A 24,403-nucleotide genomic window follows, 5' to 3' on the forward strand; every position below is an offset into this window, starting at 1 on the left:
TATGTTGATCCCTAAAATTTGGTTATGTAGGTGTCATATACAGGATGGTGATGGCGTGAAAATATTGTTTCTGGAACGAGGAAAGTTATGGTCGTATGGATTGCCAGACGGATTACGGGATTTGGGGCATCAGGTAAAAGCATCAGGCCCTGTAGAGCAAGGAAGGCTAATCAGGTTGCTGACCTCCTTCAAACCAGATTTACTTGTTTCGGTGGGATGGGGACCCGATCATACCAAAGCTAAACAACGAATGGTAAGGACAACAGCTACCCAACATCAAATTCCACTCGTTTACTGGTCGACCGAGGACCCCAACTTCACGAATGTCTTTACGCTTCCTCTTCTCAGGTGGATGAAACCCGATCATACCTTTACAATCTCAGAGAAAACGGCAAAAAGATTCAGGAAATTGGGGTATTCGGCCGACTATCTGGATTATGCTTTTCATCCAAAGGTTCATTTCCGAGCCAAAATCAAACCCAAATATCGAACTGACATTGCGGTGGTCGCGAACGCTTATCCGGATGTGCTCCGCAAATATCCAAAACTGTACCGCCGCCAATCGCTTCGCATTCTGGTTCGCCCCCTACTGAAACACGGATACCGAATTGACTTTTACGGACGGAACTGGTCTCGGATGAAGCCTTTTCTGGGCCGATCTATTCCCAAAGGTTCAATGAAGGGATATATCTCGTACAAAAAAGCCAATCAAGTATTTAGTTCCGCGAAAATCGTACTTGGCCTGCAAAATTACACGGATATGTTGACGCAAAGAACGTTTGAAACTTTGGGATCCGAAGGTTTCTTTTTGACATCCGATACCCCTGCGGTCCGAGCTTTATTAAAGCCAGGAAGGGATGTAGTTGTCAGTTCCAGTCCGGCGCAGACTCTTGAGAAAGTTCGTTACTATTTAAAGCATGAGAAGGAGAGAGAGCAAATTCGGAGGAGCGGAAGGAGAGCAATTGCTAAACAAAACTACACGGAGCGTGCAAAATTTATGTTATCCGTCTTACGAAAGAAGGGACTTTTAAAGTGAACCTAGATCGACGGGAGGAATGGAGTTGGCGAAAGAAATTAGCTTATCTTACTTTCGATGACGGTCCCTCAAAAAATACGAATCAGATTTTGAGGATACTGAGACGTTATAGGATTAAAGGAACCTTTTTTGTATTGGGAAAAGAAACTCCTTACGGATTGAGCATGTATCGAAAAATCATCAGGCAGGGTCATGTACTGGGTAATCATACCTTTTCTCATGATTACGCTAAGATTTATTCCAATAAAGAAGGCTTCCTTCAAGATTTTGATCGTTTGGAGCAGTTGCTTATTAGGTCGGTTGGGTTCAGACCCCGTTTATTTCGATTTCCTGGAGGCTCCAACACTCGCCTGATTCCCGCAAAGGTTATACGGTCTATCAAAGCCGAGTTGAGATCCAGAAAATATCGATATTGCGACTGGACGATTGATTCGCTGGATTCCCGTCTTCCCCGGCTGTCTCCTAGCCAAATTTCAGCTAATGTACTTAACGAAAGCCGGGGGAAGTCCAGGTGCATCATATTGTTTCACGATTTTGCAGACAACAGTACGGCTGCCTTGCCTGTTATTATCAAGGGCCTTAGAGCGCAAGGATTTCGGTTCGGAGTGCTGTCGCTCCAATCCTACAATTATCAATTCGCGGAGGGTCAAAAATGAAAGTTTTATTTCTGGAGAACCACCCGATGTGGATTCACGGGCTCCCGAACGGATTCCGGGCTCTTGGGCATACAGTTAAAATATCTGGTGCCCTGACGAAGAGTAAGCTGCCCTGGCTACTCAAAACGTTTAAGCCGGATCTAGTTATCAGTATGGGATGGACTCCTGAACATGCTGCGTATAAGCAAAATTGGGTGCGAAAATACGTGGCCTCTACGAACATTCCGCATGTGTACTGGGCCACAGAAGATCCTACTCACCATGAATCTTTTTCCCTTCCTTATGTGCGTACAGTCAAGCCTGATTTCATATTTACCATCTGCCATTCCATGGTCAGTAATTATAAGAAAATGGGGATCCGGGCAGCTCATATGGATTTTGGATACCATCCAAAGGTCCACAAAGAAGGTAAGGCTGTTAAGAGCTTGAAACGTGATATTGCTATAGTGGCTAATGGATATTCACGGATCTTGAAGATATATCCCAAACATTTTCGTATTAAATCGATCAGAAACCTCATTCGCCCATTAATCCAAGACGGTAAAAGGGTGGATTTCTGGGGGAAGCAGTGGGAAATGATGAAGCCTATTCTTGGAATCCGTATTCCAAGCAAATGGATACACGGTTATTTGCCTTATCCCGATGCTCATAAAGTATATAACTCAGCCAAGATTGTTATCGGTCCTCAGAATCAGCTTACCCAGGTAACCCAAAGAACCTATGAAATTCTTGGATCAGGAGGTTTTTTGATTACGAGCGATACTCCTGAAATACGCAGATTATTTAAACCAGGCAGGGATCTTGTTGTTTCTAGCTCGGGGGAGCAGACCCGAAAGCTGGTTGACTACTATCTTAGACACCCCGAAGAGCGCGAAAGGATCCAAAAACAAGGTAAGCTTGCGGTCAGGAAGCATAGCTATACCCGTCGTGCCCGGTATATGATTCGGTGCCTGCAAAAGTATAAGATTATTTAAAGACTGAACCCGGTAAGGAGGAACCTTCCCCAAATGGACTCATGGCCTGTTCTATATCGTGTAGATACGAAAAAGAAAGTTGTTGCTTTAACATTCGATGTCGCTAACGGACGCAGGGTTCCTCTGCGTATGCTATCTCTACTGCAGGAACACGGCATCCATAAAGCGACCTTTTTCCTTACAGGCATTTGGACTGAAATGCATCCACAAGTTGCTAGGAAAATTCGGGAGAAAGGCTTCGAGATTGGCTCTCATGGCTACAGGCATCAAGATTACAGACGTCAAAATAATGCTTGGATTGAGCATGAGGTCAAGAAGGCAGGCAAAGCTATTTTTAAGGAGACAGGTGTAAGGACGAGGCTGTTTCGCCCTCCAGGTGGGGATATGAACCCACGCGTAGTCCGCAAGCTTCGTACTTTGGACCAGTTGATAGTACACTGGGATGTGGACTCTTTGGATTGGAAATTGACCGACATCTATAAGATTGTGAAAAGGGTTGTACCCCACGCGCGTGGCGGTTCAATTCTGCTGCTACATGCTTGCGACCCTTGGTATCAAAGCTTAACTGCACTGCCGGTAATTTTAAAGAAACTACGAAAGAAAGGTTTCCATTTTGTCACGGTATCGGAATTGATGCGGATGCAGCGGCAGGCTCAAGCAGTAGGAGGCAGTTTGTGATGAAGATGAAGGGGAAATTCAATACTGGTTATGAATCAGACTCAGTATCGGTGATTACCTGCACGAATCGGCCTAACTACTTCAAACGGCTGCTGGCTAACTATGATCGTCAGAAATATAAATCCAAAGAACTGATTGTTATTTTAAATAACGACTCGATGAACTTAGCGAAATACCAAAATATATGCAAATCACGCCATGATATCTCAATTTATCAAAGGCCTGCGAAGAAAGCGCTGGGCTCTTGTTTAAACGATGCGATTCGCAAAGCCCGTTATAAATATATATCACGGTTTGACGATGATGACTATTATTCGCCGTATTATTTAAATACGATGATGGACGCGTTAGCCAAATCCAAAGCCGATATCGTGGGAAAAAGGGCCTGTCTCGTCTATTTGGAAGCTGATTCTGAGCTTTTTCTTCGTTATCCGAAGGAGCAAATGCGTCAAGTGGAGCAGATTTCGGGTGCAACGCTCTTATGCCGCAAGAGGATATTCAATAAGGTTCGCTTCCATCCCGTTTCCCTGGGGGAAACCGTAGGATTTTTGAAACGCTGTCACATGAAAGGTTTTCGAATTTATTCAGCGGACTGTTATCACTATGTCATTCAGCGACGTGCTGAGAAGAACAATCATACTTGGAAGATTAGTGACCAAAGATTAAAATCTCAAAGCAGGAAGATCAAGCTTTGCGGCTCGGATTACAGACGTTATGCCGTATTCAAGGACTATGCAAATACGTGCCGTCCGATCCTCCCCCTTTAGAGCGTCTCGGGCGGCCTTGTAAGCGAGGTAATTGGGTTTTCAGCCAAAAAGCATCCGTTGCCGATCACAGCAAAAGCGAGAGGCTTGGTAAACACTCACCAGCGTATCTGGAAAATCTGAAGATGCGAGACGATTCAGCACGACAGCTCCTATAGCTTTGCTGTAGATCACTCTAGCAAGCTGATTCAAGGGTACATTCCCCTCGTCAACTGCTTCAATCGTGCAATTGCTCTACGGCTGAGTTTGTCGGACAAGTGGACATTGAAATCATGCTGAAAGGTCAGGATAGCGCTGTCAAAGACTTTCTCCGATCTCCTAATAGTGATAAGCGCTCCCGTTCATTCATGTACCTCCTTTTAAAAACAATAAATGGAATACTAGTATCAATGTTTCTATTAATTAAATGCATCGATATAGTGTTAACTTGTTTGTAATACCCTATTAAAGGCCTTTAAGGAGGGAAAACAATGGGTAAACCCGTCATCGCCATTACAGGCAGTGCAGGGAAAACGACCACAAAAGAGATGCTTGCTTCGATTCTGGGACAGCGGTTTAGGACCTTTAAATCGTTCGAAAACGGCAACGACACCTGGTTCACCTCCCAGTACAAGAAGCAAATCAGAGTAGCAGATCAGGCAGTCGTGCTGGAATACGGTATGAAGAAGAAGGGAGATATTCAGAGTCATTGCCGACTGATTAAGCCCTGGTTAGGTATCATTACTAATGTAGGCAAAGCTCATATCGGACACTTCAAGGACGGCCTTCGGGGAATAGCAGCAGCCAAATCTGAACTCATTCGCGGAATGGATCCTTCTGGTGTCTTATTTATAAGTCGGGATGATAAGAACTCCAGATTACTGCATGTCAAAGCTTTTAAGGGGAAGGTACTTACTATAGGAATACACGGTCCGGCGGATTATCGTGCCGAGAAGGTAACCTATACAGGTAACGGCGCGAAATTCAGAGTCAGGCTTAAAAGAAAAACGAGGGTGTTTTTTATTCCCTGCTATGGGGAATGCAACGTTTATAATGCACTCTTCGCAATAGCTGTATCGCATTATCTGGGATGTAGTGTTTCCCAAATCAGAACAGGTTTGAAACGGATGGAGAGGCCTTACGCTCGCTTGTCAATTAGGAAGACCAAGAACCGAATTGTCATTATTGACGACAGTTTTAATACCAAACCTGAATTGGATCCTGCTGTAAGCGTTTTGGAGCACGTTGGATCAGGAAACCGGCGAAAAATAGCCGTATTGGGCGATATTAAGGACCTTGGGAAATATGCCAAATCCATTCATCTTGCACAAGGCAGCAAACTTGGGAAGAAAGGGCTATACCGGCTTTACACGTATGGGCTGAATTCCAGATATTTAGGAGTCGGGGCGATGAAATCGGGCTTACCGTATAAAAAGATTAAGCATTTCACATGCATTCCTGCTTTAAAAGGACAGCTTTCCAAACACCTTCGGCCGGGGACTGTTTTTTTGGTAAAGGGTTCAACAAATGGAAATAAGGTTAAATTGATGCATGTTGTTGAATGGATGCTTCGCAAGGCGTAATTGAGGATAATTGTTAACGTAGTCCGGAAGTGAATAGACCCAAAAAGGAAGAAAGGGTAAAAAACCATCATTGGGTTTTTTGTTTTAATAAAGAACGTTAATCGGGGAACATATGTGAGATTTGGGAATGAGCAGGCTCCCCAAAAACAAAAATTTGCATTAAAAGGAAATTTATTTATATTAAATGGAAAATTTGCTTAAGAACTGTGGAATTTCTTTGCATATATTACATTACTCCACTCTTGAATAAAATCTCCAATCTTACTCCGTGACTGCAGCGGGTAAAGAGTGTGATTACAGAGAATCACCGCTGCCTGAGCGTTCCTTTAGATTTAGGAAGAAATTAAAAGTTCTTACGGTATACAACAAAAAAACCACTTCATTTATTGATTTAACGATTTTGCACGAGTGATATCCATATGCCCAGCATGCTTTAATATCTATGGAATATAGTATCTCAGAAAAGATTTCGGTCTAATTGATGAGAAGCCGACAATGTTGAGTCTTATCCAGCATGGGATCTTGAATGAAAATCTCATGATATAAAAAGGCTGTGAACTCAGTATCAGATAAATTGCCGTTTATAATATGTAAAAAAATTTTTAACGTTATGTGTTACTCACTTGTTTAGAGTACTTTGATTTAGATATCAAGGTTCTTTTACTGTAGTCAAGCACTTGGTTATGTGAAATTGTTACTCGACATCTTCTATAGTGACGAAATGAAGGAGTTACAAAAATGTCTACGATGTTCGGTTTGTTTGAAAAACAGATACGCCAGTCAGGAGTATCTATACGAACCATTTCAAATTATATATCGACCTGGAACAAGTTTGAGAAGTGGATGAAGGAATCGGACCCAGATTTAAAGGATGCAGATGAAGCAACCCAAAAAGATATTTCAGATTATAAACGGTATATGATTCTTTCTGGAGGAAGGAAAGGGCAGCCCGCGAAACCAAGTACGATGCAGCTTACCTTTGTACACTTAAATAAGATCTTCCGTTTTTTTTATGAACACGGCATGATTCCAGACAATCCAGTAAGTCCAATTAAAAAACCACCGTCAGCGAGACGCACGCCTAAATGGTTCACTGGTATTGAACAAAATGCGCTTCTTCGGGAAGTCAGGGGTCAGAATAATAAGAGGGATTATGCGACTATGATGCTTATGCTTCGTGCAGGTCTCCGAGTTCATGAGCTGTGTGAACTTCTCAAACCCGATATTACGATGAGTGCTCGCGTCGGCAGCGTGTATATTCGGGGGAAGGGGGATAAAGATCGCGTGGTTCCGCTTAATAGAGAGGTTCGTTCTGCACTTCAAAGTTATTTTGAAGAGAGAGAAGATGAGAGTCCATATATCTTTGTTTCTCAGCGATCGAAGAAATTGTCCGTTCGCGGGGTACAACATTTGGTCGAGAATTATCGGAATCGAACGCGGATTGAACATCTCACTTGTCATACGCTAAGACATACGTTTGGGCATGATTTAATAAGTGCCGGTAATGATTTGCAGCAAGTAGCTATGTTAATGGGACACCTAATATCCAGATGACTATGATTTACACGACCCCTGGTATTGAGGATCTAACGTTGGCGGTGGAGTCGATCAGTTGGACATAGAAGTTAGCCATACAAGAATTATTACGAAAGCGAATTGTTAAAAGGTGAATTTAAGAACAGGTTCCTTTTTACTGAGCCCTGTTTTTTTCTTTTTTTTACTAGCTTTTACATCTATACTATTTTGTAAAGGGAGGTGAGTGAAATTTGAAAAAAGCAATAGTATTTTTTGTTATGTTAATTGCAGGTCTAGTTGTAACCGAGCAGGCAGTTGATATTCTTACGACTCGTGGACGTGGAGAAGCAATTTACAAGATGGGTATGTTAATCCCTGCCCAAGATTTTTATCTATACTTATATGGGTCCATTTTTTTATTGTTAGGGATTTTGCTTATTTTGTCTCCTTTACTATTTAAAAAAGCCAAGAAGAGCGTCTAAATGCAAGGAGATCTGTACTTTTGTTCTTCAGGTCTTCTTGCTACTTTGTTTTTTATGGAGGTAGCTATATGGCTTTTCTAGAGGATAGTTCTAAAAAAGAAGAAATTCGAGAACGTTATGAGCAATTATGGAGTGAACTTTTAGTTAGAGATGAGGAAGAAGCAGAAAAGGTGTTAGAAAAATTGGAATATAGATTCCTTCCGACTAGCCAGAAGATAATAAGACCATTTAAGACTCATCTTACTTGGATTATCCCTCTTGGCGTGATTATATTCTTTGTTTTAGCTTACGTCATATTTATTTATATAGCATTATGGGTAGAAGATTAGTTAGTAGGTGCTCTTGGACAATCAGAATTTCTCCAGGAGCATTTTTTATTATGGTTTAATAAATGGATCTGTTGGATATGACTTCGGCCTTTATAGCTTAGGAGCGGATTAATTCCGCCCTTTTTGTATGATCTCTTTAAAAGTATAACCGCTATAAATGAGGAAATAGGATTCTGCTATTAGAAAAAGCGACTTATGCCACCATGTTTCTTGTGACATAAATAAAAATATGATAATTCCGAGTGAGATCATAAGCATAATCAGTTCTACAATCGTGTCGGCTATAATACTGGTCCTATGACTATTCTGGTACTTTTCGTACATCGTTCGACCAATCAAACGAACGGCGTATGCACCCATCAACCAATCATAAATATAGTCGGGCGGATTATTATATACAATTCGCACCGTGAAGGTAGCCAAGAAAATCATCAAAATAAGAAAAATGGGATTCTTCAGCTTCGCCAGCATAGTTCTCTCCTTTCACTCCATTTACAATTATTATACATTATCTGTTTGTAGATTTCATAAAATAAACATAATTCGCAAAAGAAGGTAATTTGTCACGATAAAAGGGTGTTTCTGGATCAATCCAGGAGCCTTTTTTTATGAGCCGGTTGAAACCCTAAAGGCTGGTTAAAACCCTAAAGGCTGGTTAAAACCAGCCGGGGTATCTTTAGCAAGCAGGCTAACCGATCGATAAGCAAGAGGGTGATCCAAGGCAATAGCGGGAAGCTGACTCATTTTATTGGCACTAAGACGGTAAGGGTATCCGCCTAGGAGCCAGTACGTATCGCTGGTCCGCTACACGCGCTGGTAACAAAAGCGCCCCGGCCAACGCGCTCTACGTTCATGTTTGTTGTTTTACCCTGTTCACGGAGCGAAGAGCCTTGAATGGGGGACCAGGGAGGGCAAAAAACTTCATGGACACTCCATTTAGCTCATCATCTCAGAACATATGAATTTTGTAGATAGAATAGAAACTTTCGAATTATTTCATACGTCTTATGTAAGAGTACTTATTGAAAAAGGAGGTAATTTATCTTGAAAAAGGTTATTGTGTTTGTGGTTTTCTTCGTACTTATGTTTCAATCCTGGGCGATTGCTGATGCTGCCAATCCTATATCCGTTAACGCGGTGAATGTGAATGGAAAGTTTATAGCAACTGATGTTTCGCCTATCATTGAGGGCGGACGTGTTTTGGTTCCTATACGTACGCTTGCTTCTCTTGGGGTGACCTATCAATGGGATAGTAAAAGTCAATCTGCAGTCATTACAAAAGGCACAGATCAAATTAAGCTAATGGCTAACAAAAAACAAGCATTTAAAAATAACAAAGCAGTCCAGGTTGATGTCCCTGTCCAAGTGTCCCAGGGAAGGATATTGGTACCTATTCGTTTTGTGTCGGAGAACTTTGGTTACAAGGCAAACTATGAGAAAGCTCGGTCTATTTTATTTATTCAAGATGGTAATTATAAGGTAGACCAAGAGAGCTTGCAGGCAGAAGATTTACAAGCAGCCCGTCAGGCTGCTATATCGTTGCCGATTCAATTCTCCTTTAAATCGCTTTCTTCCTTAGAAAAACCGGGGGCTAATAAAGACTATACTTACGTCTTCCCGAGAGGGGATTCATCCAGATACATGTATTATAACAATGTTGGTAATATGATAGTGGAAATTAAAGATGGAGTAGCTAAGGCAGTTTGGCAATTTACATCAGGGAATGGTATGGATGATATTGTATCCAGTGCTGGTCAAAGACCAAGTTATAATTACGTCGGATGGATAACTGATATCATGATGTTTAAAGATGAGAATGGAAATATCAAAACTGTATATAAAGATGAAAAAGGTCAACAGAAAGATTTCACTGTAAAATCTCAATCCTATACAGATATTGTCCAACCTATTCCTAATGAGAAAAGAAAACAATAGCTACACTAAATCAGTCTATTTGGACGTCATTAGCAAGGGACGTTCTTTATTTTGCCTTTGGATTCAAAGTATAAGAATCAATGGTTTTTTAGTGAATTTCAAATGATTGGAGGTTAATTAGTATGAAAAAAATCTTTCTTTCATCTATGCTTACTTTAAGCATGCTCTTAACATTTGCTGTCCCGCTTTTTGCTGCACCGTCGATTCAATTGGTGATCAATAGCGAGGTCGTACATTCAGATGCTCCACCCGTCTCTGTCGCAGGGAGAACTATGGTTTCTTTGGCTTCATTGAAGCCGCTAAAGCTTAATCTGGTCTGGAATGCGGACAAGAAGACGGTGACTGTCAATGCTCCTGGGGCGAAAGAAAAGCTTGTGCTTACTATCGGCAAAAAAGAAGCTTCTTATGGAGAAAAAACACTTGCTTTAGATGTGCCTGCCCAATTGAACAAGAATCGCATAGTTGTGCCATTGCGCTTCATCAGCGAAGCCTTTAAAGCACAGGTAGAATGGAAAGCGGACAAAAATACAGTCATTATTCGGAGTGCTGACCAAGTAAAAAAATACAAGAAGTTGTATCAAGGTGCGGATTTAGTGGCGGCACGTAAAATCGCTGTAAATCTTCCTTCTAAGGATGAAAATACGCTTCATAATACCGAGGAGGGTGTTTATTATCAGTATATTTTCCCTGAAGGGGAGGCTTTAAGGTATTACTCTGTTGTAGGCAACTTACTCACTTATTATGAAATTAAGGATGATGTTAAACATCTAGTATGGGAAGGTGTAGAAGAAGATTCAGGGAAGTATACGAAAGAAAAAGGGAAACGACCACCGGAAGACAAAACACAATATTATTTTTTACAAGACCGTGTGGATAGTAAAGTAACATATGGCAAGGTAGGGGCCGGGAAGTCGGTAACGCAAGCTTTACCTGAAGGTCAAACGGTATTAGCGGATATTATTGTACCTATTCCCGGCGAAGTAAGGAAAGATCAAATGAAATAGATTATTCACTTTATTTTGGGCGCCCCATTGAACAAGGGGCGTCTTCTTTCGTATATAGTTTTTGAACCTCCGCATTAGACTGAAATGCTTCAGATCATAACATAGAAAACGGTCTTACACTTAACCAGCTCTAAGGCGGCAGAGCACGCCATCCAAGACCTGATAGAATGCGCTGGATCGCTTCGCCCTAGAGCGCTTACTTCGGGGGAAACGCTCGCTCAAGGCGCTCTACGTTCCTGATGCTCACCTAATGCAACCCACGGGCGAAAAGCCTTGAAAATAGGGAAAACAAACACCAGAATGCTTTCTTTAGTTGCTTTCGAACATGCAATATTATGTATACTAATTACATAAAAAAGATTATATATGGTAAAATATATAAATGGGTCCATTACAATTCTATTTAGACAGAAAGGAAAGAGGTGACTGATTTTAAAGCAGATTACTAGATTATGTGTTCGATTATTAGTGTTTACCTTTATATGATTACATATACAAGAGAATATAGGAATAACGGAACACTATATATTAAGGAGGAAATTATGAAATTCGTGCAGATTATGACCGTAGGTGCGATAGTGGCGTTAGCGATTTCAGGGTGCAGTGATAAGGCAAGTTCAAATTCAAATCAACAACGACCTCAGAACAAAGTGAATAATATTGAGGTCAACAACACAAAGGAAGGTGTGAAAGAAGTTGAAGGAAAAGCAACTATAGAAACATCTAAAGCAAATGACAAAAAGATGAATTCTGTAGATTATTCACAGTATTATAATAATCAAGATAAATCTAAGGTTGTAGTTTCTGGAAAACAGATTGTATGGAAAAATAAAGATGTTACTTTTACCGCAAAATTAACTAAGGCTAAGGGGGAAGAAGCCGCCGAAGCCAATGAAGTTGTGGATTCGATGAAAATAAAAAGTAAACGCGGAGAGCAACTTGTCAAGCTCAACCCACGACCTTTGAGAGTTAATTCACTTTCCTTATCCAAAAGCAACCAGATAGCTCTTCATGTAAGCGATCATGAGGGGAAAAGACTTGTTCTAATTAATTTATCTGATGGGACTGAAACTATTGTAAACATGTTTGATATGAATAGTAATGGAGCGGGAAGTGAAAAGATTGATGCATATAACTGGTCACCAGATGGAAAAAAGATTGCGTTTGGTATTGGTAACCTGGGTTCAAGTTATATCGGAGTATACGATGTAGAGCATAAGAGCTATACGCATGTGTCTGATAAGGATTTTACACTGATCTCCTCTATAGTTTGGCATAAAGAGGGGAAAAGCTTTGACTTTGTGAGTAAAGGTGACGATTCTCCACAAGCAATACTCTATACTTACTCAGAATCAAAAAAATCCATTTTAAAGAAGGGGTCTTTATCTAAGAACGATGAGCAGAAGCTGGCTCAATTAACACCGAATTTTAAAAGTGAATCTTATGAAAACTAGCCCACATCAAATAGATGTGGGTTAGTTTGGAATAAAGTATAAGAATCTTAGCTTTCACTTATTTGTTACTACCAGAGCCGCCAGCTTTGATTGCTTTCACCAAAAAACATTATACTTTAATGAACTTTTCTTTGAATTTTTTTAGTGGGTGTAATTATTACAAATTTTTGGAGGTTGGTTAAGGTATGAAGAGAATCTTTTTTACTTCTATGCTTAGTTTAGTTATGCTCTTAACATTTGCTATTCCGCTTTCTGCTGCACCGTCGATTCAATTGGTGATCAATAGCGAGGTCGTTAATTCAGATGCTCCATCTGTTTCCGTCGCAGGAAGAACTATGGTTTCTTTGGCTTCGTTGAAGCCGCTTAAGCTCAATTTAGTCTGGAATGCTAGCCAGAAGACGGTGACTGTTAATGCTCCTGGGGTGAAAGAAAAACTCGTACTTACGATCGGTCAAAAAGAAGCTTCTGATGGAGAAAAAACGCTTACTTTGGATGTGCCTGCTCAATTGAATGAGAATCGCGTTGTTGTGCCTTTGCGCTTCATCAGCGAAGCCTTTAATGCAGAGGTGGAGTGGATAGCGGACAAAAATACTGTCATTATCCGGAGTGCTGATCAAGTAGAAACATATAAGAAGCTATATCAAGGTACGGATTTGGTGGCGGCACGTAAAATTGCTGTAAATCTTCCTTCTAAGGATGAAAATACGCTTCATAATACCGAGGAGGGTGTTTATTATCAGTATATTTTCCCTGAAGGGGAGGCTTTAAGGTACTACTCTGTTGTAGGCAACTTACTCACTTACTATGAAATTAAGGATGATGTTAAACATCTAGTTTGGGAAGGTGTAGAAGAAGATTCGAGGAAGAAAATGAAAGAAAAAGGAAAGCGTCCATCGGAAGACAAAACACAATATTATTTTTTACAAGAACGTGTGGATCATAGCGTCACATATGGTAAGGTTGGGGGTGGGAAGCCAGTAACGCAAGCTTTACCTAAAGATAGTACGGGATTATCAGCTATTATTGTACCTATTTCCGGAGAAGTAAGGAAAGATCAAATGAAATAGATTATTCAACAGTATTATAATAATCAAGGACGGATGCTGCTACTCCACTTAAAAAGGTGACGACAGCAAAGGGAACATTACTTTTAAATATCCAGATCAGTAAGGCGAGAGCAATCGCAAGCATGGAACCGATGGTGATTTGCCATAATTGATGTTTGCCAAAACCCGGAAACCATTCCGCTTCTGGCTTGGCGCCCATGGGGATATGTAAGGTCTGCTGTTCTTGATTCATGTAAATGAGGTCTCCTTTCAGAAGGGAATGGAAAAAAATTCAAAAGCGTGCATGACGAAATCTCTGCAGAGTTGATATAATAGAATTTATAGAAATAATAGAAATATGAAAATAAGAGAATCAAGAAATGGAGGAAACGATATTGGCTGAATCCTGGAGTAAATCCTACACACTCATGCACAAAAATGAACCCGTGGCTGAGATTGAGCTGGATGAAGCGACAGTCTCCATTTCAGCGATTGGACAAGTCTATGCGACACAACATGTGCCAGAGGGGATACCTGTTAACAAGGGGAAAATAGACCGCGCGGCACTCAATGAATGGTGGAGGGGACGAGCGATTCCAGCTAGCCGCGACGGGATTAAAGAAGCACTACTTGAATTGAACTTGTCTGCAACACAAAAACTGTTGGATAAAAGCTACGGACTCAGTTTGTCCGATCAATACTGGATTCGACCGTCTGAATCACATTTGGAATGGAGCGCCATCAATTTTTTTGACAATCCCTTTTCGGAGGATGTGGGAAATGTATTGTTTGGGCAAGGTTCATCTAATGCGATGAGTCTGATGTCGCCGGACAACACCTCCGATGGCTGGTTGAAAAAGAAAGGCAATTATAGATGGAAAGCGTTGTCTGGTGAAAGGTGGAAGCGGCGCAACTCAGCAAGAGCCGTACAATGAAGTCATTGCCAGCAAGATCATGGAGCGTTTGGGGATTCCCCATGTTCTTTACACGTTGATGGAGCAAGAGGATTACCCCTATAGCGTGTGTGGAAATTTCATTAATCCACAGACAGAACTCATTACAGGTTGGTATGTGATGCACACTAGTCAAAAGCCCAATCATGTAACCGTGTATCAGCATTACGTGAACTGCTGTGAAGCGCTGGGCGTTCCCGGCATTATCGAGGGGCTTGACCGGATGATGGTTGTAGATTATCTGATTGCAAATGAAGATCGGCATCAGAATAATTTTGGTGTGATTCGCAATGCAGAGACCTTGGAGTGGATTGGGCCAGCGCCGATTTACGATAGCGGCTCGTCACTCTGGTTTTCCAAGCCGCTTGGTCTGATTCGCACAGACGGCAAGCTGACTTGCAAACCATTCAAGCCGGATCATAACGAGCAAATCAAGTTGGTGACTTCCTTCGATTGGCTAGACCTATCTCTACTAGACGGAATTGAAGATGAGGTGCGGAATATTTTCCATGGTTCACTCTTTGTAGACGAGGCCCGTTGTCATGTGATTTGTCAGGCTCTACGTGGGCGCATTGAACGTTTGCAAGATATCATTTATAACCGTGAGCCGCAGGTGTGGGTGGACGATCACAGCACCGATGTGAAGGAGAACATGGCGTACAGTGGTTTGCTGGAAGAAGATGAGTGGGAAAGATAAGGTACACGGTTTATTGTTCAGTATTAACTATAACGTCTCCGCGAAGATAGAAATCGTAGAGACGTTTTGTTGTGGTGCAAGTCGCTATTATCGCTAGCGGTAGTAAAACAAGATCAATTCCTTCACTTGCCAAATGCTTTCGAATTACGAGCGCGTTTTTTTGTATTTACGAGTTTCCTCATCTGCACCAGACGAACCACCTGATAGCCCAAGCGTGCAGCACGTGGCAAAATATCGAAATGAGTGATTGTCGAGAAGTCGGTATGATTCGGTTCGGGTAACTGACAGCTGCGATGGATAAGATAGCGAACACTGTCTTCTATTAAATCACTCATGTGTTGTTCAAGTCCAAGTATGGGAAGGCTAAATGATCATGAATATCATGTTCAATGTCTTTCAACCATTCACTCCAGGATGAATGAACCGTGTCATACACGATCTGGGAGATCGCTTCAGCAAGGTTGAGGGTATCGTAGGAGGTCAGTCACCCAGCCAGTTCGTCAGAATCAAGTTGTTTCGGACTCCAGAGAGAAGGGGGTTACCTGTCGTTTGGGTAACGTCGAACAAATGGCTCAGTGTTAGACTGCTTTGCTGGAAATCACAGACTGCAATGCTCTTTTTTCCGTTTCTCACATAACGGCCTATCTATTTCCAGAACGAGAGTGGAGCCAACATGGTTGCATCTGGACGCTGGGCGTAAATGAGCAGACTGTTGTCAAACGAGTATTTATATATGGATGCAGCAAAGTGCAGGTATTGTTGCCAGGAGTCTCCCGCTGTGTGTGATATCTCCAATAGTAGATGTGTACAGATGGGGCAAGGGCTGGATGCGGCTCATGCCAGGCTCCTTTCGGGGACTATTTTCAGAAGCGGGCATGTGTCCCAATATTAGTTGTAATATGATTATTGCTTTCTTTTCAGTAGAAATTTAAAGTAGTTTTGCTCAGGCAACTGGGTTATGGTGGCTTGTGAGTCTTTGATTCAGTATAGATTATTAAATACTTGATTCGTCGCACGGATTCGCTCTTCGGATGAATATAAAAATTCTTAATATCTAAATCACTAAAGTACTTCTGTTGGCTAATTTTGAAATAACAGATAGAAGGGGGTTTGTGGAAAATATTGAATATAAAACGTGAAAGATAGACTTTGTTGAAAAGTGTTTTGATATATAATACCAACAGTTTATTGATAGCTATATAACTAAAATATTTTGCGAGGACAGATTAATATGAAAGATAAGCAACTCAGTAATCCGTTTTCTATGGGAGGTGGGGGCGTACATTTTGAGGCTCATATTCAAGCTTCTTTCGTCATTTTAATGCTCACTGGGGGAGTTGCCCCTTGTTTATCTCCTTGGCCCATTACTGAAATAAAACTGCAAGGAAAAGTTGACGGATATAATACTGATGATTTGATCGTATTAATAGAAGAGCCAGTTTCTAAGAAAAAACGAAAATTACTAGGCCAAATCAAACATAGGATCAGCATCACTCAAGGGGATAAGATGTTCTCGGAAGTCATTAGAGCAGCATGGAGCGATTTTAATAATTCTGAAGTTTTTAATAGAGGAAAAGATATTATCGCTCTAATTACTGGTCCACTAAGCGCAACAGATTTTTATAATGTACAGTGGCTACTAAATCAGGCGAGACACACAAAAGATGTTGAAGAATTTAAGAGACAAGTGACGCGAGCAAATTTTAGCCCTTCTAAAAGTGAAGAGAAGTTAAATGTAATTAGATACCATTTAAAGATGGCGAATAATGGTAAAGAAGTAATTGAAGAGGAACTTTATTCTTTCTTAAATCATTTTTATTTAGTGGGCTATGACCTTGGAGAAGAGGAAGGGGTTATCTTGGCTTTACTACATTCCCATATTTCACAGTACAATCGACAAAATCCTCAGATGATTTGGTCTCGCGTTGTAGATATTGTGCACACTTGGAATAAGGATGCGGGGACAATCACATTGGCAAAACTGCCTGATGATCTGAAAGATATCTTCAAACAGCCCAATGTTACATATATTCCAACAGAGTTGATAACTCAACCAGAACAATCGAAAGTAGATTGGAGGCACGACAAAAATGCAAGCACTATTGCTCTAGTTAATTTGATTGGTGCTTGGAATGACAACAATGAATCAGATGTAGAGATCGTTACTTCGATGGTCAAGAAGGAATATGCTGTTTGGATATCACAGGCTAGAGAAATGCTCCAGTCAAATGACGGCCCACTGTTGCTCCAGAATGGAGTTTGGAAGATCAATAATCGTGTATTCTTTTGGGATATGTTGGGTTCTCGTATCTTAGATCGAGATTTGGATGCATTCAAGAATGTTGCTGTTTCAATATTGATAGAAATTGCTCCAGCTTTTGAACTTGCTCCTGAAAATCGTTTTGCAGCCAGTATATATGGAAAAGTAAGTACCTATTCTGCCGTATTAAGAAAAGGGCTGGCAGATAGTCTGGCACTCTTGGGTAACAGAGGAGGGGCTTTAACGAATTGTTCATCTCATAAAGCTGAAAATACTGTTATTCTGGCTATTCGTGAGATATTTGAGAATGCAGGCTGGAAATTATGGGGCAGTCTCAATGATTTGCTTCCAACTTTGGCTGAAGCTGCTCCAGATGAATTCTTGAACGCAGTTGAAAATGCAATGGTCACTTCCCCTTGTCCGTTTGATGAACTTTTTGCACAGGAAGGTCAAGGAATTGCCGGGAGCAACTATTTGACCGGCTTGCTATGGGCATTGGAAGGTATTGCTTGGGATGAACAGTATTTAGTTCGAGTCTGTGTTGTTCTTGGAGAACTAGCTAGCCATGATCCAGGTGGCAATTGGGCAAACCGTCCAGCCAACTCGCTAGCGACCATCCTGTTGCCATGGCTCCCGCAAACTCTCGCACCAATAGAGAAACGTAAAGTTGCTGTACAAACCCTTTATAGAGAATGGCCGGAAATTACTTGGAATCTTCTAATTGACCTACTGCCTAATCAGCATCAATTATCAACCGGAGCCTATAGGCCTGTATGGAGAAACACTATCCCGGAAGATTGGGAAAAAGGAGTCTCTCAGGAAGAGTATTGGGAACAGGTATCATTTTATGGTGAAATGCTTGTTGCCATGGCAGAAAAGGATATTTCTAAGCTAGGCTTACTTATTGAGCATTTAAATGATCTTCCCAAAACTGCATTTGACAATCTACTTTTACTTTTATCTTCTGAAAACATCTTAGCACTTTCGGAAGGAGAGAAATATCCACTTTGGGAAAAGCTTTTTAAATTTGCGAAAAAGCATCGTTACTTTTCTGACGCAGGATGGGCATTGAAAGATGATTCGCTTTTACGTATTGAAGCTATTACCGAAAAGTTAACTCCCTCTCATCCTTCTATGCTTTATAAACATCTCTTCATGGAAAATGACTTTGAACTTTATGAAGAAAAAGATAATTGGGAAGAACAAAGTATAAAGCTCGATAAACGACGTCAAGAGGCAGTAAAAGAAATCTTGAACTCAGGTGGTCTAAATGAGGTCATCAAATTTGTTGAAGAAGTAGAGTCATCCATGACAGTTGGAAATTCCTTAGGAAGTATTGCAGATAAAGAAATTGATCTAACCCTATTACCCCGATTTTTAGATTCTACTAATAACAAATATACAAACTTTATCAGTGGATATATTTGGAGACGTCGGTATATTAATGATTGGTCATGGGTAGATTCATTAGATAAGACAAGCTGGAGTACTCATCAGGTTAGTTGCTTACTTACATTTCTACCTTTTACCAAAGAGACATGGGATCGTGCAACTAAATGGTTGAAAAGTTATGAAAGCGATTATTGGCAAAAAGTAAATTTCAATCCATTTCAAGCAAATGAAGATGTAGAAATAGCCATTGATAAATTGTTGGTATACGGTCGTCCCTTTGCTGCCATAGATTGCATGAATACAATGCGCTATTTGAAAATGGATTTGAGTCCTACTCAATGTATAAAAGCACTAACAATGGCACTCTCTTCATCTGAACCATCTCATTTATTGAATACGCATCATATTATTGAATTAATTAAATTACTTCAAAATTCTACTGAAACTTCAGAAAAAGATCTAATTAATGTGGAATGGGCCTATTTGAGACTTTTATATCGTAATAATAGGGGAAAGCCAAAGATACTTGAAAATGCCCTTTCTAGTGATCCAGAGTTTTTCTGTGAAATGATTAGGTTAGTTTATCGATCTAAAAAGAGTGACGAAATAACTGAATTAAATGAACAAACAAAAGCACTTGCTGATAATGCATGGCACTTGCTACGTAATTGGACCAGGGTTCCAGGTGCACAAGAAGACGCGATGTTTGATGGTTTATCTTTTGTAACTTGGCTTCAAAGTGTTAAAGAAATTTGTTCAGAATCAGGGCATCTGGAGGTTGCACTGGCTAAAATAGGGGAGGTTCTTATTTATACTCCTGCGGATCCAGATGGACTATGGATTAATCACTTTGTTGCTCAAGAATTAAATTCAAGAGAAGCAGAAGATATGAGAAGTGGGTTTAGCACAGGAATATATAATTCCCGCGGAGCACATTGGGTCGATTCAACTGCTAAACCTGAACTAGAATTAGCTGAGCAATACAGAAAACAAGCTGAAGATATTGAAAACGCAGGCTACCATCGCTTTGCAATTACTCTTAGAAAATTATCGGAAACATATGACATAGAAGCTAACCGTATCATTAAGGAGCATAGTATTGACATTATTGATGATTAACATCTATGGCTGTAAGCATTGACAGCTATGTTCTTAGCAATAGCGCTTTTTAGCATCATTGTTCAATTTCTTTCCCTTCTAATACGATTGAAACGTTTAATCATTCTGTAGATGGTCTTTTTTGGGTTGCCTTGATAATGAGCGACAGGGGAAAAAACTCATGGTTCTTGGACTAGGGTATCAGAAGTACTAACCTTTGTGAATGGTTATGATATAGAACTAGATCAAATTAAAATACTGAATATTTATGGAATCTAATCTGAACAAGCATATTCTACAATTAAAAAGTGAGTTACAACATTGCCGAATGACAAAGAACTTTGCAAACAAAGTATCAGTGAAATTGTAAAAAATGGTATAATAGAGAGGACAGAGATACCGGTGGGGACACGGCGTAGCTAACCCGAAAGGGGGTGATGCTGTGTCACTCCTTGATTTGTGTTTGAAACTTCTAGATGTGTTGCTAAAGTTGGTCGGTATAACAACTGGCCTGAATACTTTGCTTAACACCTGGAAACAAGCGCAAGACAAGAAAAACCACCGGGAGTAGGTGAGCGCCTATACAATCCGGTGATTTTTCGTTTGCGAAAATAACGCCGTGGTTGCCCACCGGCCTTTGTTATAGCTGCAATGCGACCAACATTGCAGCTACTTTTATTTTACCCTGGACTTCTAATTCATATTACTATTGTATCATGTTTTCTGAAAAAGGGTACTGGGATTACCTCTTTTCATCCCATAAAATCCTACGCTATTTATGGAGAGCTGCTAGGCAGCTCCTTTTTTTGATGGGCAAACCAAAGTCCGATATACATAACTCTGCCGACAGGCATTTACCCGTTCAGTGCCTGCTTAAAGGCATAGTCTGAAGGGCGCTATGTATGAATCATGATCTAAAAATGGATGCCTTGCTTTATCCAAAGGTACAAAGGACCGTTTCATATTCTCGTAGGACACAGATTTAGCTGCTGATGTAATAGGGACAGCCAGGATAGAATTTACCAGGCATATTACGATTATCACTATCAAATAAAGTAACAAGTTTGTCTTCCTTGGAGAAAAAAGGTGGAGGGGGCGATATATCAGATTCTTTCAAGGTGGGAACATAGACATCCTCGCGCTTAAATCCACTCGTATAGATACTTCAACTGCTAACAATAAAATAAGCCACAACCCGAAAGGTTGTGGCTATGAGTACGTAAAATTTAACGGTTATAGCTAAGTTCAGTGAGGATTTTAAAAGTCTCACGGTTCATGTTTCGTTCTACTATTTTTTTTGTCTCTTCAGGGTTTCCCGAAAAGCCTAAATAGTCAGAAACAGAAACACCTAGCCTTTCTTCCATTTCAGCAAGAGCTTCCTCAAATCAAACTTCAATTCACCGTGAATGTACGAGCGGCATGGGGAGGATGATTTGAATCAAAAAGCTCGCATAAGCGAGGTATTCTTTCTTCGTTTTATTTCGGGTAATGGCGTTGTGCAAAAAGCACACTCTGGAAATGGATGGGGAGTTTTCTAAGAATGATTCCTAAATAACTGAGAAAAAGGTCGGTTGAGTTTGACAACCGACCTTTTTTCATTACAAACTAACTACTCCTTCTGGAAAAGTTTATCGATTGAATTTTTGAACGAATGGTAGTCGAATTCGTTTGTTATCATATATTCCTGCCTATAATTTTTTTCCTGATCAAAGATAGATACTAACTTATTATTCTTAAATGTAATTTCATACTTCGATGTTGAATCCTGATTGCTTTTCGGGCGGATGATAACAGTATAGTAAAAAGGAACTTTATCCCCGTTATTCATTCCGTTTGTTTTTTTAAGCTCAATGCCAGATAATTGATCCAATATTGTTTTAACTCCACTCTTTTCCATCACATGCACGTTATAATCGACTGGTTCATTAGTAATTTTAGTGTGCGTTCTTATAATCTGAAGATAGACATTATCCAAATTGACCTGATCCAACACAGCTTTTTGAATAGAGGTATTTAAATTCACAAAATAATAGGTGCCATAAATGCCCCATGCTAGTACGAAAATAATAGCAACAGCAATATTAATAGTTCGATACTTCATCAATCCACCTTATTTTTTTGTAAGATCTCTTTAAATGTTACGCCGCTGTAAATGAGAAAGGTTGATTCACCCACAAGAATAAAAAAACAACTTATGCAACCATGTTTCCTGTGACATAAATAGAAATAGGATAATTCCTAATGAGATCATAACCATAATCAATTCTACAATCGTATCAGTTATAACACTAGTCCGATAAGTATCTTGATATTTTTCGTACAGTTTTCGACCAATCAAACGGATGACGCAGGAACCCATCAAACAATCATAAATAAAATGGGGTAGATGAATATAATACGCCAAGTTAAGAAAAATAAAAATATTAGACAAATAAGAAAAATGGGGTTCTGTAGCTTCTTCAGCATTTGTTTTCTCCCCTCATTGTATTTACAACTTTTATACAGTATCGGTGTGAAAATTTTATAAAATAAACATACTTCACAAAAGAAGGTAATTCATCATGGGAAAGATCATTTTTAGCAAGGGTGTATCTGGAGTAATATAGCATCAGATGCTTTGTATAAACCCTTGATCGGAATCCCAGGATTGAAAAATTAGGGAGAGTCGTCGAAAACAAAAGATCGATGTTCTTACTAAACTATGATATATTCAATGTAATTTAATAGAATGCACGTAAGAGAGACATGATATTTATATCATGTCTCTCTTTTTTATTTACGTATGTTTAGTTATAGTATATAATCTAATTAATTAATTAGCTAGTAATTTTCTTTGCTGCTCATGGATGCAGCGAAGATAAGAAATGCCTTAATTGGCTAACAAACATGAGGGTACCCAAGTACATGCTTTATTTGAGCGTGTTTTTTTGTCGCTACTCTTTATAAAGGACACATTCTTCGATTTTGAAGAGGGTGTCCTTTTTTTATTTTATGTAGTTTTTGAGACAAGGTTTTTTCGTATGAAGAGAAATTTTAAAAAAGAGAGGATGGTTCCAATGAAATTGCGCCGAACAAAAGATGAGGGATGGTATGAGATTGTATCCATTTGTCCTATCTGTGGGCATAAAGGTTGGTGCCGTATTAACAAAGATCAAACGGTCGTTCATTGTATGCGCGTACAATCAGAACATTATTTTGATTCGCAAATTGGACGTCAATACATTCACCAATTAAATGAGCAAGAATCGCCAACTACACCTCTCGAGATAGAGGAAAATCACGATGTTGAGAAGAAGGCAAATGATTACTTGGATGGCGTTTATCGTACATTCTTAGAGGAATCAAACCTATCTGATTTTCACCTAAGCGCATTACTTAAACGTAATATGACGAAAGAACAGATTCACACAAGAGAATACCGCAGTCTTCCGAGTCAGGACCGTCACAAGATAACCAAACGAGTCTCTGATCGGCTAAGTTCTCCAGAGGATCTTTTAGGAGTACCAGGGTTTTACGTAAAGGAAGGTACGTATGGTCCTTATTGGACAATGGCTGGGCATTCTGGAACATTGATACCCTATCGGTCTATTTATAACGAGATCACAGGGTTTCAAATTCGAGTAGATCAGCCTTCCTTGGAGCTTCGCTTAAAAGGAAATATAAAAGGTAGAGTTTTAAGGGAAGTCGAGAAGGAGAATGGGTTATGCAAAGCTATTTGTGAACTTGTTATAGCTGGAAGACGTATGGAAGGCGGACTAATTGAAAAGGATATCAGGTCCAGCAAGGATGCGAGAGGTGAATTCCTCTGTTCAGCTGAGCTAGTACAAGGTCAGAAATACTATTGGTGGAGTAGCAGTAATAAGCTAAATGGATCAAGTGTCGGCTCTCCCATTCCGTATCACTTTGCAATACCTAGTGACTTAATGGGGAACTGGGATTACGAAAATACACCGGATAAGTTACTAGACTGCTCTGAGGTTTGGTTAACTGAAGGAGGATTAAAAGCAGATATCGCATCAGATGCTTTGTACAAACCCTTTATCGGAATCCCAGGACTGAACTCCTTTTCGGTTGCCCTTGAACCATTAAAAGCCATTGGTTGTAAGCACCTTGTGATAGCAGCAGATGCGGATGTAACAATAACACCAGCTGTTGAACTGGCATTGGGCAACTGTGTGGAGTTTTTTGCCAATCATACAGACATGAAAATCAGTTTGGCGATGTGGGATATCTCTTTAGCTAAAGGAATAGACGATCTCGTGAGCCGACTGTACGTTCCCCAAGTGACTACACTGGTCGGCTAATGTTCTATTCAGTTACATTATAGTTATGAAGTTTGCATTATAGAGTGACTATCGGGCATTTCTGTAGTTATTAATAGTTGAGACAAATGAAATTAATAAATGAGATTTTTTGCAATACATTTTTGAGACAGAATGAGGCCCTTGATTTGTCAGAAACATTGATGAATCAAGGTTTTACTATTTTATACGGTAATAAATAATAAATGGTGATGTTTTTAGAAGTTTCTTTAGGTTTAAAGTGGGCTCAAATAAGATATGAAAATT

General features: G+C 40.1%; 20 protein-coding genes and 1 pseudogene. 16 read left to right on the plus strand and 5 right to left on the minus strand.

Going from position 1 to position 24,403, the window contains the following annotated elements; genetic code table 11:
• Positions 1–55 precede the first annotated feature (55 nt).
• The 5 genes from NLX82_RS20060 to NLX82_RS20080 are packed head-to-tail and all read left to right on the plus strand — an operon-like array spanning position 56 to position 4,111.
• Positions 56–1,036 (plus strand): CgeB family protein, encoded by a 981-nt coding sequence (locus tag NLX82_RS20060; protein WP_254348908.1) that lies wholly within the window; start codon positions 56–58, stop codon positions 1,034–1,036.
• Positions 1,033–1,692, plus strand: coding sequence for a polysaccharide deacetylase family protein (locus tag NLX82_RS20065; protein ID WP_254348909.1), 660 nt, complete (start codon positions 1,033–1,035; stop codon positions 1,690–1,692). Before NLX82_RS20060 ends, NLX82_RS20065 begins: the two co-directional genes overlap by 4 nt.
• Complete coding sequence (locus tag NLX82_RS20070; RefSeq protein WP_254348910.1) at positions 1,689–2,666, plus strand: CgeB family protein; 978 nt, start codon at positions 1,689–1,691, stop codon at positions 2,664–2,666. The genes NLX82_RS20065 and NLX82_RS20070 overlap by 4 nt, the downstream gene beginning before the upstream one ends.
• A 33-nt stretch (positions 2,667–2,699) precedes the next feature.
• Positions 2,700–3,344 carry a polysaccharide deacetylase family protein gene (locus NLX82_RS20075; protein WP_254348911.1) on the plus strand — a complete coding sequence of 215 codons (645 nt, stop codon included), beginning with the start codon at positions 2,700–2,702 and terminating at the stop codon, positions 3,342–3,344.
• On the plus strand, positions 3,344–4,111 hold the full coding sequence (locus NLX82_RS20080) for a glycosyltransferase family 2 protein (RefSeq protein WP_254348989.1): 768 nt from the start codon (positions 3,344–3,346) through the stop codon (positions 4,109–4,111). The genes NLX82_RS20075 and NLX82_RS20080 overlap by 1 nt, the downstream gene beginning before the upstream one ends.
• Before the next feature lie 39 nt (positions 4,112–4,150).
• On the opposite strand, the gene NLX82_RS20085 is transcribed toward NLX82_RS20080, so the two are convergent.
• Positions 4,151–4,300, minus strand: a complete 150-nt coding sequence (locus tag NLX82_RS20085) for a cell wall hydrolase (protein WP_254348912.1) — start codon at positions 4,298–4,300, stop codon at positions 4,151–4,153.
• A 278-nt stretch (positions 4,301–4,578) separates the two neighbouring features.
• Between NLX82_RS20085 and NLX82_RS20090 the strand changes: the two genes are divergently transcribed.
• The 4 genes from NLX82_RS20090 (at position 4,579) to NLX82_RS20105 (ending at position 7,996) form a co-directional block, all read left to right on the plus strand.
• Entirely contained in the window at positions 4,579–5,670 is a 1,092-nt protein-coding gene (locus NLX82_RS20090; protein ID WP_254348913.1) for a UDP-N-acetylmuramoyl-tripeptide--D-alanyl-D-alanine ligase, read from the plus strand.
• A 738-nt stretch (positions 5,671–6,408) separates the two neighbouring features.
• Positions 6,409–7,224 carry a tyrosine-type recombinase/integrase gene (locus NLX82_RS20095; protein ID WP_254348914.1) on the plus strand — a complete coding sequence of 272 codons (816 nt, stop codon included), beginning with the start codon at positions 6,409–6,411 and terminating at the stop codon, positions 7,222–7,224.
• 212 nt (positions 7,225–7,436) lie between these two features.
• Positions 7,437–7,667 (plus strand): hypothetical protein, encoded by a 231-nt coding sequence (locus NLX82_RS20100; protein WP_254348915.1) that lies wholly within the window; start codon positions 7,437–7,439, stop codon positions 7,665–7,667.
• Between the two features lie 68 nt (positions 7,668–7,735).
• Positions 7,736–7,996, plus strand: coding sequence for a hypothetical protein (locus tag NLX82_RS20105; protein WP_013370805.1), 261 nt, complete (start codon positions 7,736–7,738; stop codon positions 7,994–7,996).
• 108 nt (positions 7,997–8,104) lie between these two features.
• Here the strand turns inward: NLX82_RS20105 and NLX82_RS20110 are convergent, their stop codons facing one another.
• On the minus strand, positions 8,105–8,467 hold the full coding sequence (locus tag NLX82_RS20110) for a hypothetical protein (protein ID WP_254348916.1): 363 nt from the start codon (positions 8,465–8,467) through the stop codon (positions 8,105–8,107).
• 573 nt (positions 8,468–9,040) lie between these two features.
• Between NLX82_RS20110 and NLX82_RS20115 the strand changes: the two genes are divergently transcribed.
• The 4 genes from NLX82_RS20115 (at position 9,041) to NLX82_RS20130 (ending at position 13,456) form a co-directional block, all read left to right on the plus strand.
• Positions 9,041–9,931: a copper amine oxidase N-terminal domain-containing protein gene (locus NLX82_RS20115; RefSeq protein ID WP_254348917.1), complete on the plus strand. Its 891-nt coding sequence runs from the start codon at positions 9,041–9,043 to the stop codon at positions 9,929–9,931.
• 122 nt (positions 9,932–10,053) lie between these two features.
• Positions 10,054–10,935, plus strand: a complete 882-nt coding sequence (locus NLX82_RS20120; RefSeq protein ID WP_254348918.1) for a copper amine oxidase N-terminal domain-containing protein — start codon at positions 10,054–10,056, stop codon at positions 10,933–10,935.
• Between the two features lie 542 nt (positions 10,936–11,477).
• Entirely contained in the window at positions 11,478–12,389 is a 912-nt protein-coding gene (locus NLX82_RS20125) for a protein tolB (RefSeq protein ID WP_254348919.1), read from the plus strand.
• A 185-nt stretch (positions 12,390–12,574) separates the two neighbouring features.
• Entirely contained in the window at positions 12,575–13,456 is an 882-nt protein-coding gene (locus NLX82_RS20130; RefSeq protein ID WP_254348920.1) for a copper amine oxidase N-terminal domain-containing protein, read from the plus strand.
• Position 13,457: 1 nt separating this feature from the next.
• Here the strand turns inward: NLX82_RS20130 and NLX82_RS20135 are convergent, their stop codons facing one another.
• Positions 13,458–13,688, minus strand: a complete 231-nt coding sequence (locus NLX82_RS20135; protein WP_254348921.1) for a hypothetical protein — start codon at positions 13,686–13,688, stop codon at positions 13,458–13,460.
• Positions 13,689–13,830: 142 nt separating this feature from the next.
• Between NLX82_RS20135 and NLX82_RS27820 the strand changes: the two are divergent.
• Both NLX82_RS27820 and NLX82_RS20150 read left to right on the plus strand, forming a co-directional pair.
• Positions 13,831–15,085 (plus strand): annotated as a pseudogene (locus tag NLX82_RS27820) (HipA domain-containing protein).
• 1,231 nt (positions 15,086–16,316) lie between these two features.
• Positions 16,317–19,856, plus strand: a complete 3,540-nt coding sequence (locus NLX82_RS20150) for a hypothetical protein (RefSeq protein ID WP_123797549.1) — start codon at positions 16,317–16,319, stop codon at positions 19,854–19,856.
• A gap of 1,205 nt (positions 19,857–21,061) precedes the next feature.
• Here NLX82_RS20150 and NLX82_RS20155 read toward each other — a convergent pair.
• Together NLX82_RS20155 and NLX82_RS20160 are read right to left on the minus strand one after the other, a co-directional pair.
• Positions 21,062–21,199 carry a hypothetical protein gene (locus NLX82_RS20155; RefSeq protein ID WP_162835298.1) on the minus strand — a complete coding sequence of 46 codons (138 nt, stop codon included), beginning with the start codon at positions 21,197–21,199 and terminating at the stop codon, positions 21,062–21,064.
• A gap of 245 nt (positions 21,200–21,444) precedes the next feature.
• Positions 21,445–21,936, minus strand: a complete 492-nt coding sequence (locus NLX82_RS20160; RefSeq protein WP_254348924.1) for a hypothetical protein — start codon at positions 21,934–21,936, stop codon at positions 21,445–21,447.
• 772 nt (positions 21,937–22,708) lie between these two features.
• Between NLX82_RS20160 and NLX82_RS20165 the strand changes: the two genes are divergently transcribed.
• A complete protein-coding gene (locus tag NLX82_RS20165; RefSeq protein WP_254348925.1) occupies positions 22,709–24,139 on the plus strand; it encodes a DUF3854 domain-containing protein in 1,431 nt (476 codons plus the stop codon).
• Positions 24,140–24,403 lie beyond the last annotated feature (264 nt).

The sequence above is a fragment of the Paenibacillus sp. A3M_27_13 genome (assembly GCF_024213315.1).
Taxonomy (GTDB): Bacteria; Bacillota; Bacilli; order Paenibacillales; family Paenibacillaceae; genus Paenibacillus; species Paenibacillus polymyxa_B.

Excerpts from the sequence above, each read along its gene's own strand:
- NLX82_RS20120 (WP_254348918.1), top strand. The coding sequence starts at position 10,054 with ATGAAAAAAATCTTTCTTTCATCTATGCTTACTTTAAGCATGCTCTTA.
- NLX82_RS20125 (WP_254348919.1), top strand. The coding sequence starts at position 11,478 with ATGAAATTCGTGCAGATTATGACCGTAGGTGCGATAGTGGCGTTAGCG.
- NLX82_RS20070 (WP_254348910.1), top strand. The coding sequence starts at position 1,689 with ATGAAAGTTTTATTTCTGGAGAACCACCCGATGTGGATTCACGGGCTC.
- NLX82_RS20075 (WP_254348911.1), top strand. The coding sequence starts at position 2,700 with ATGGACTCATGGCCTGTTCTATATCGTGTAGATACGAAAAAGAAAGTT.
- NLX82_RS20160 (WP_254348924.1), bottom strand. The coding sequence starts at position 21,936 with ATGAAGTATCGAACTATTAATATTGCTGTTGCTATTATTTTCGTACTA.
- NLX82_RS20110 (WP_254348916.1), bottom strand. The coding sequence starts at position 8,467 with ATGCTGGCGAAGCTGAAGAATCCCATTTTTCTTATTTTGATGATTTTC.
- NLX82_RS20105 (WP_013370805.1), top strand. The coding sequence starts at position 7,736 with ATGGCTTTTCTAGAGGATAGTTCTAAAAAAGAAGAAATTCGAGAACGT.
- NLX82_RS20130 (WP_254348920.1), top strand. The coding sequence starts at position 12,575 with ATGAAGAGAATCTTTTTTACTTCTATGCTTAGTTTAGTTATGCTCTTA.
- NLX82_RS20150 (WP_123797549.1), top strand. The coding sequence starts at position 16,317 with ATGAAAGATAAGCAACTCAGTAATCCGTTTTCTATGGGAGGTGGGGGC.
- NLX82_RS20155 (WP_162835298.1), bottom strand. The coding sequence starts at position 21,199 with ATGGAAGAAAGGCTAGGTGTTTCTGTTTCTGACTATTTAGGCTTTTCG.
- NLX82_RS20090 (WP_254348913.1), top strand. The coding sequence starts at position 4,579 with ATGGGTAAACCCGTCATCGCCATTACAGGCAGTGCAGGGAAAACGACC.
- NLX82_RS20080 (WP_254348989.1), top strand. The coding sequence starts at position 3,344 with ATGAAGATGAAGGGGAAATTCAATACTGGTTATGAATCAGACTCAGTA.
- NLX82_RS20135 (WP_254348921.1), bottom strand. The coding sequence starts at position 13,688 with ATGAATCAAGAACAGCAGACCTTACATATCCCCATGGGCGCCAAGCCA.
- NLX82_RS20095 (WP_254348914.1), top strand. The coding sequence starts at position 6,409 with ATGTCTACGATGTTCGGTTTGTTTGAAAAACAGATACGCCAGTCAGGA.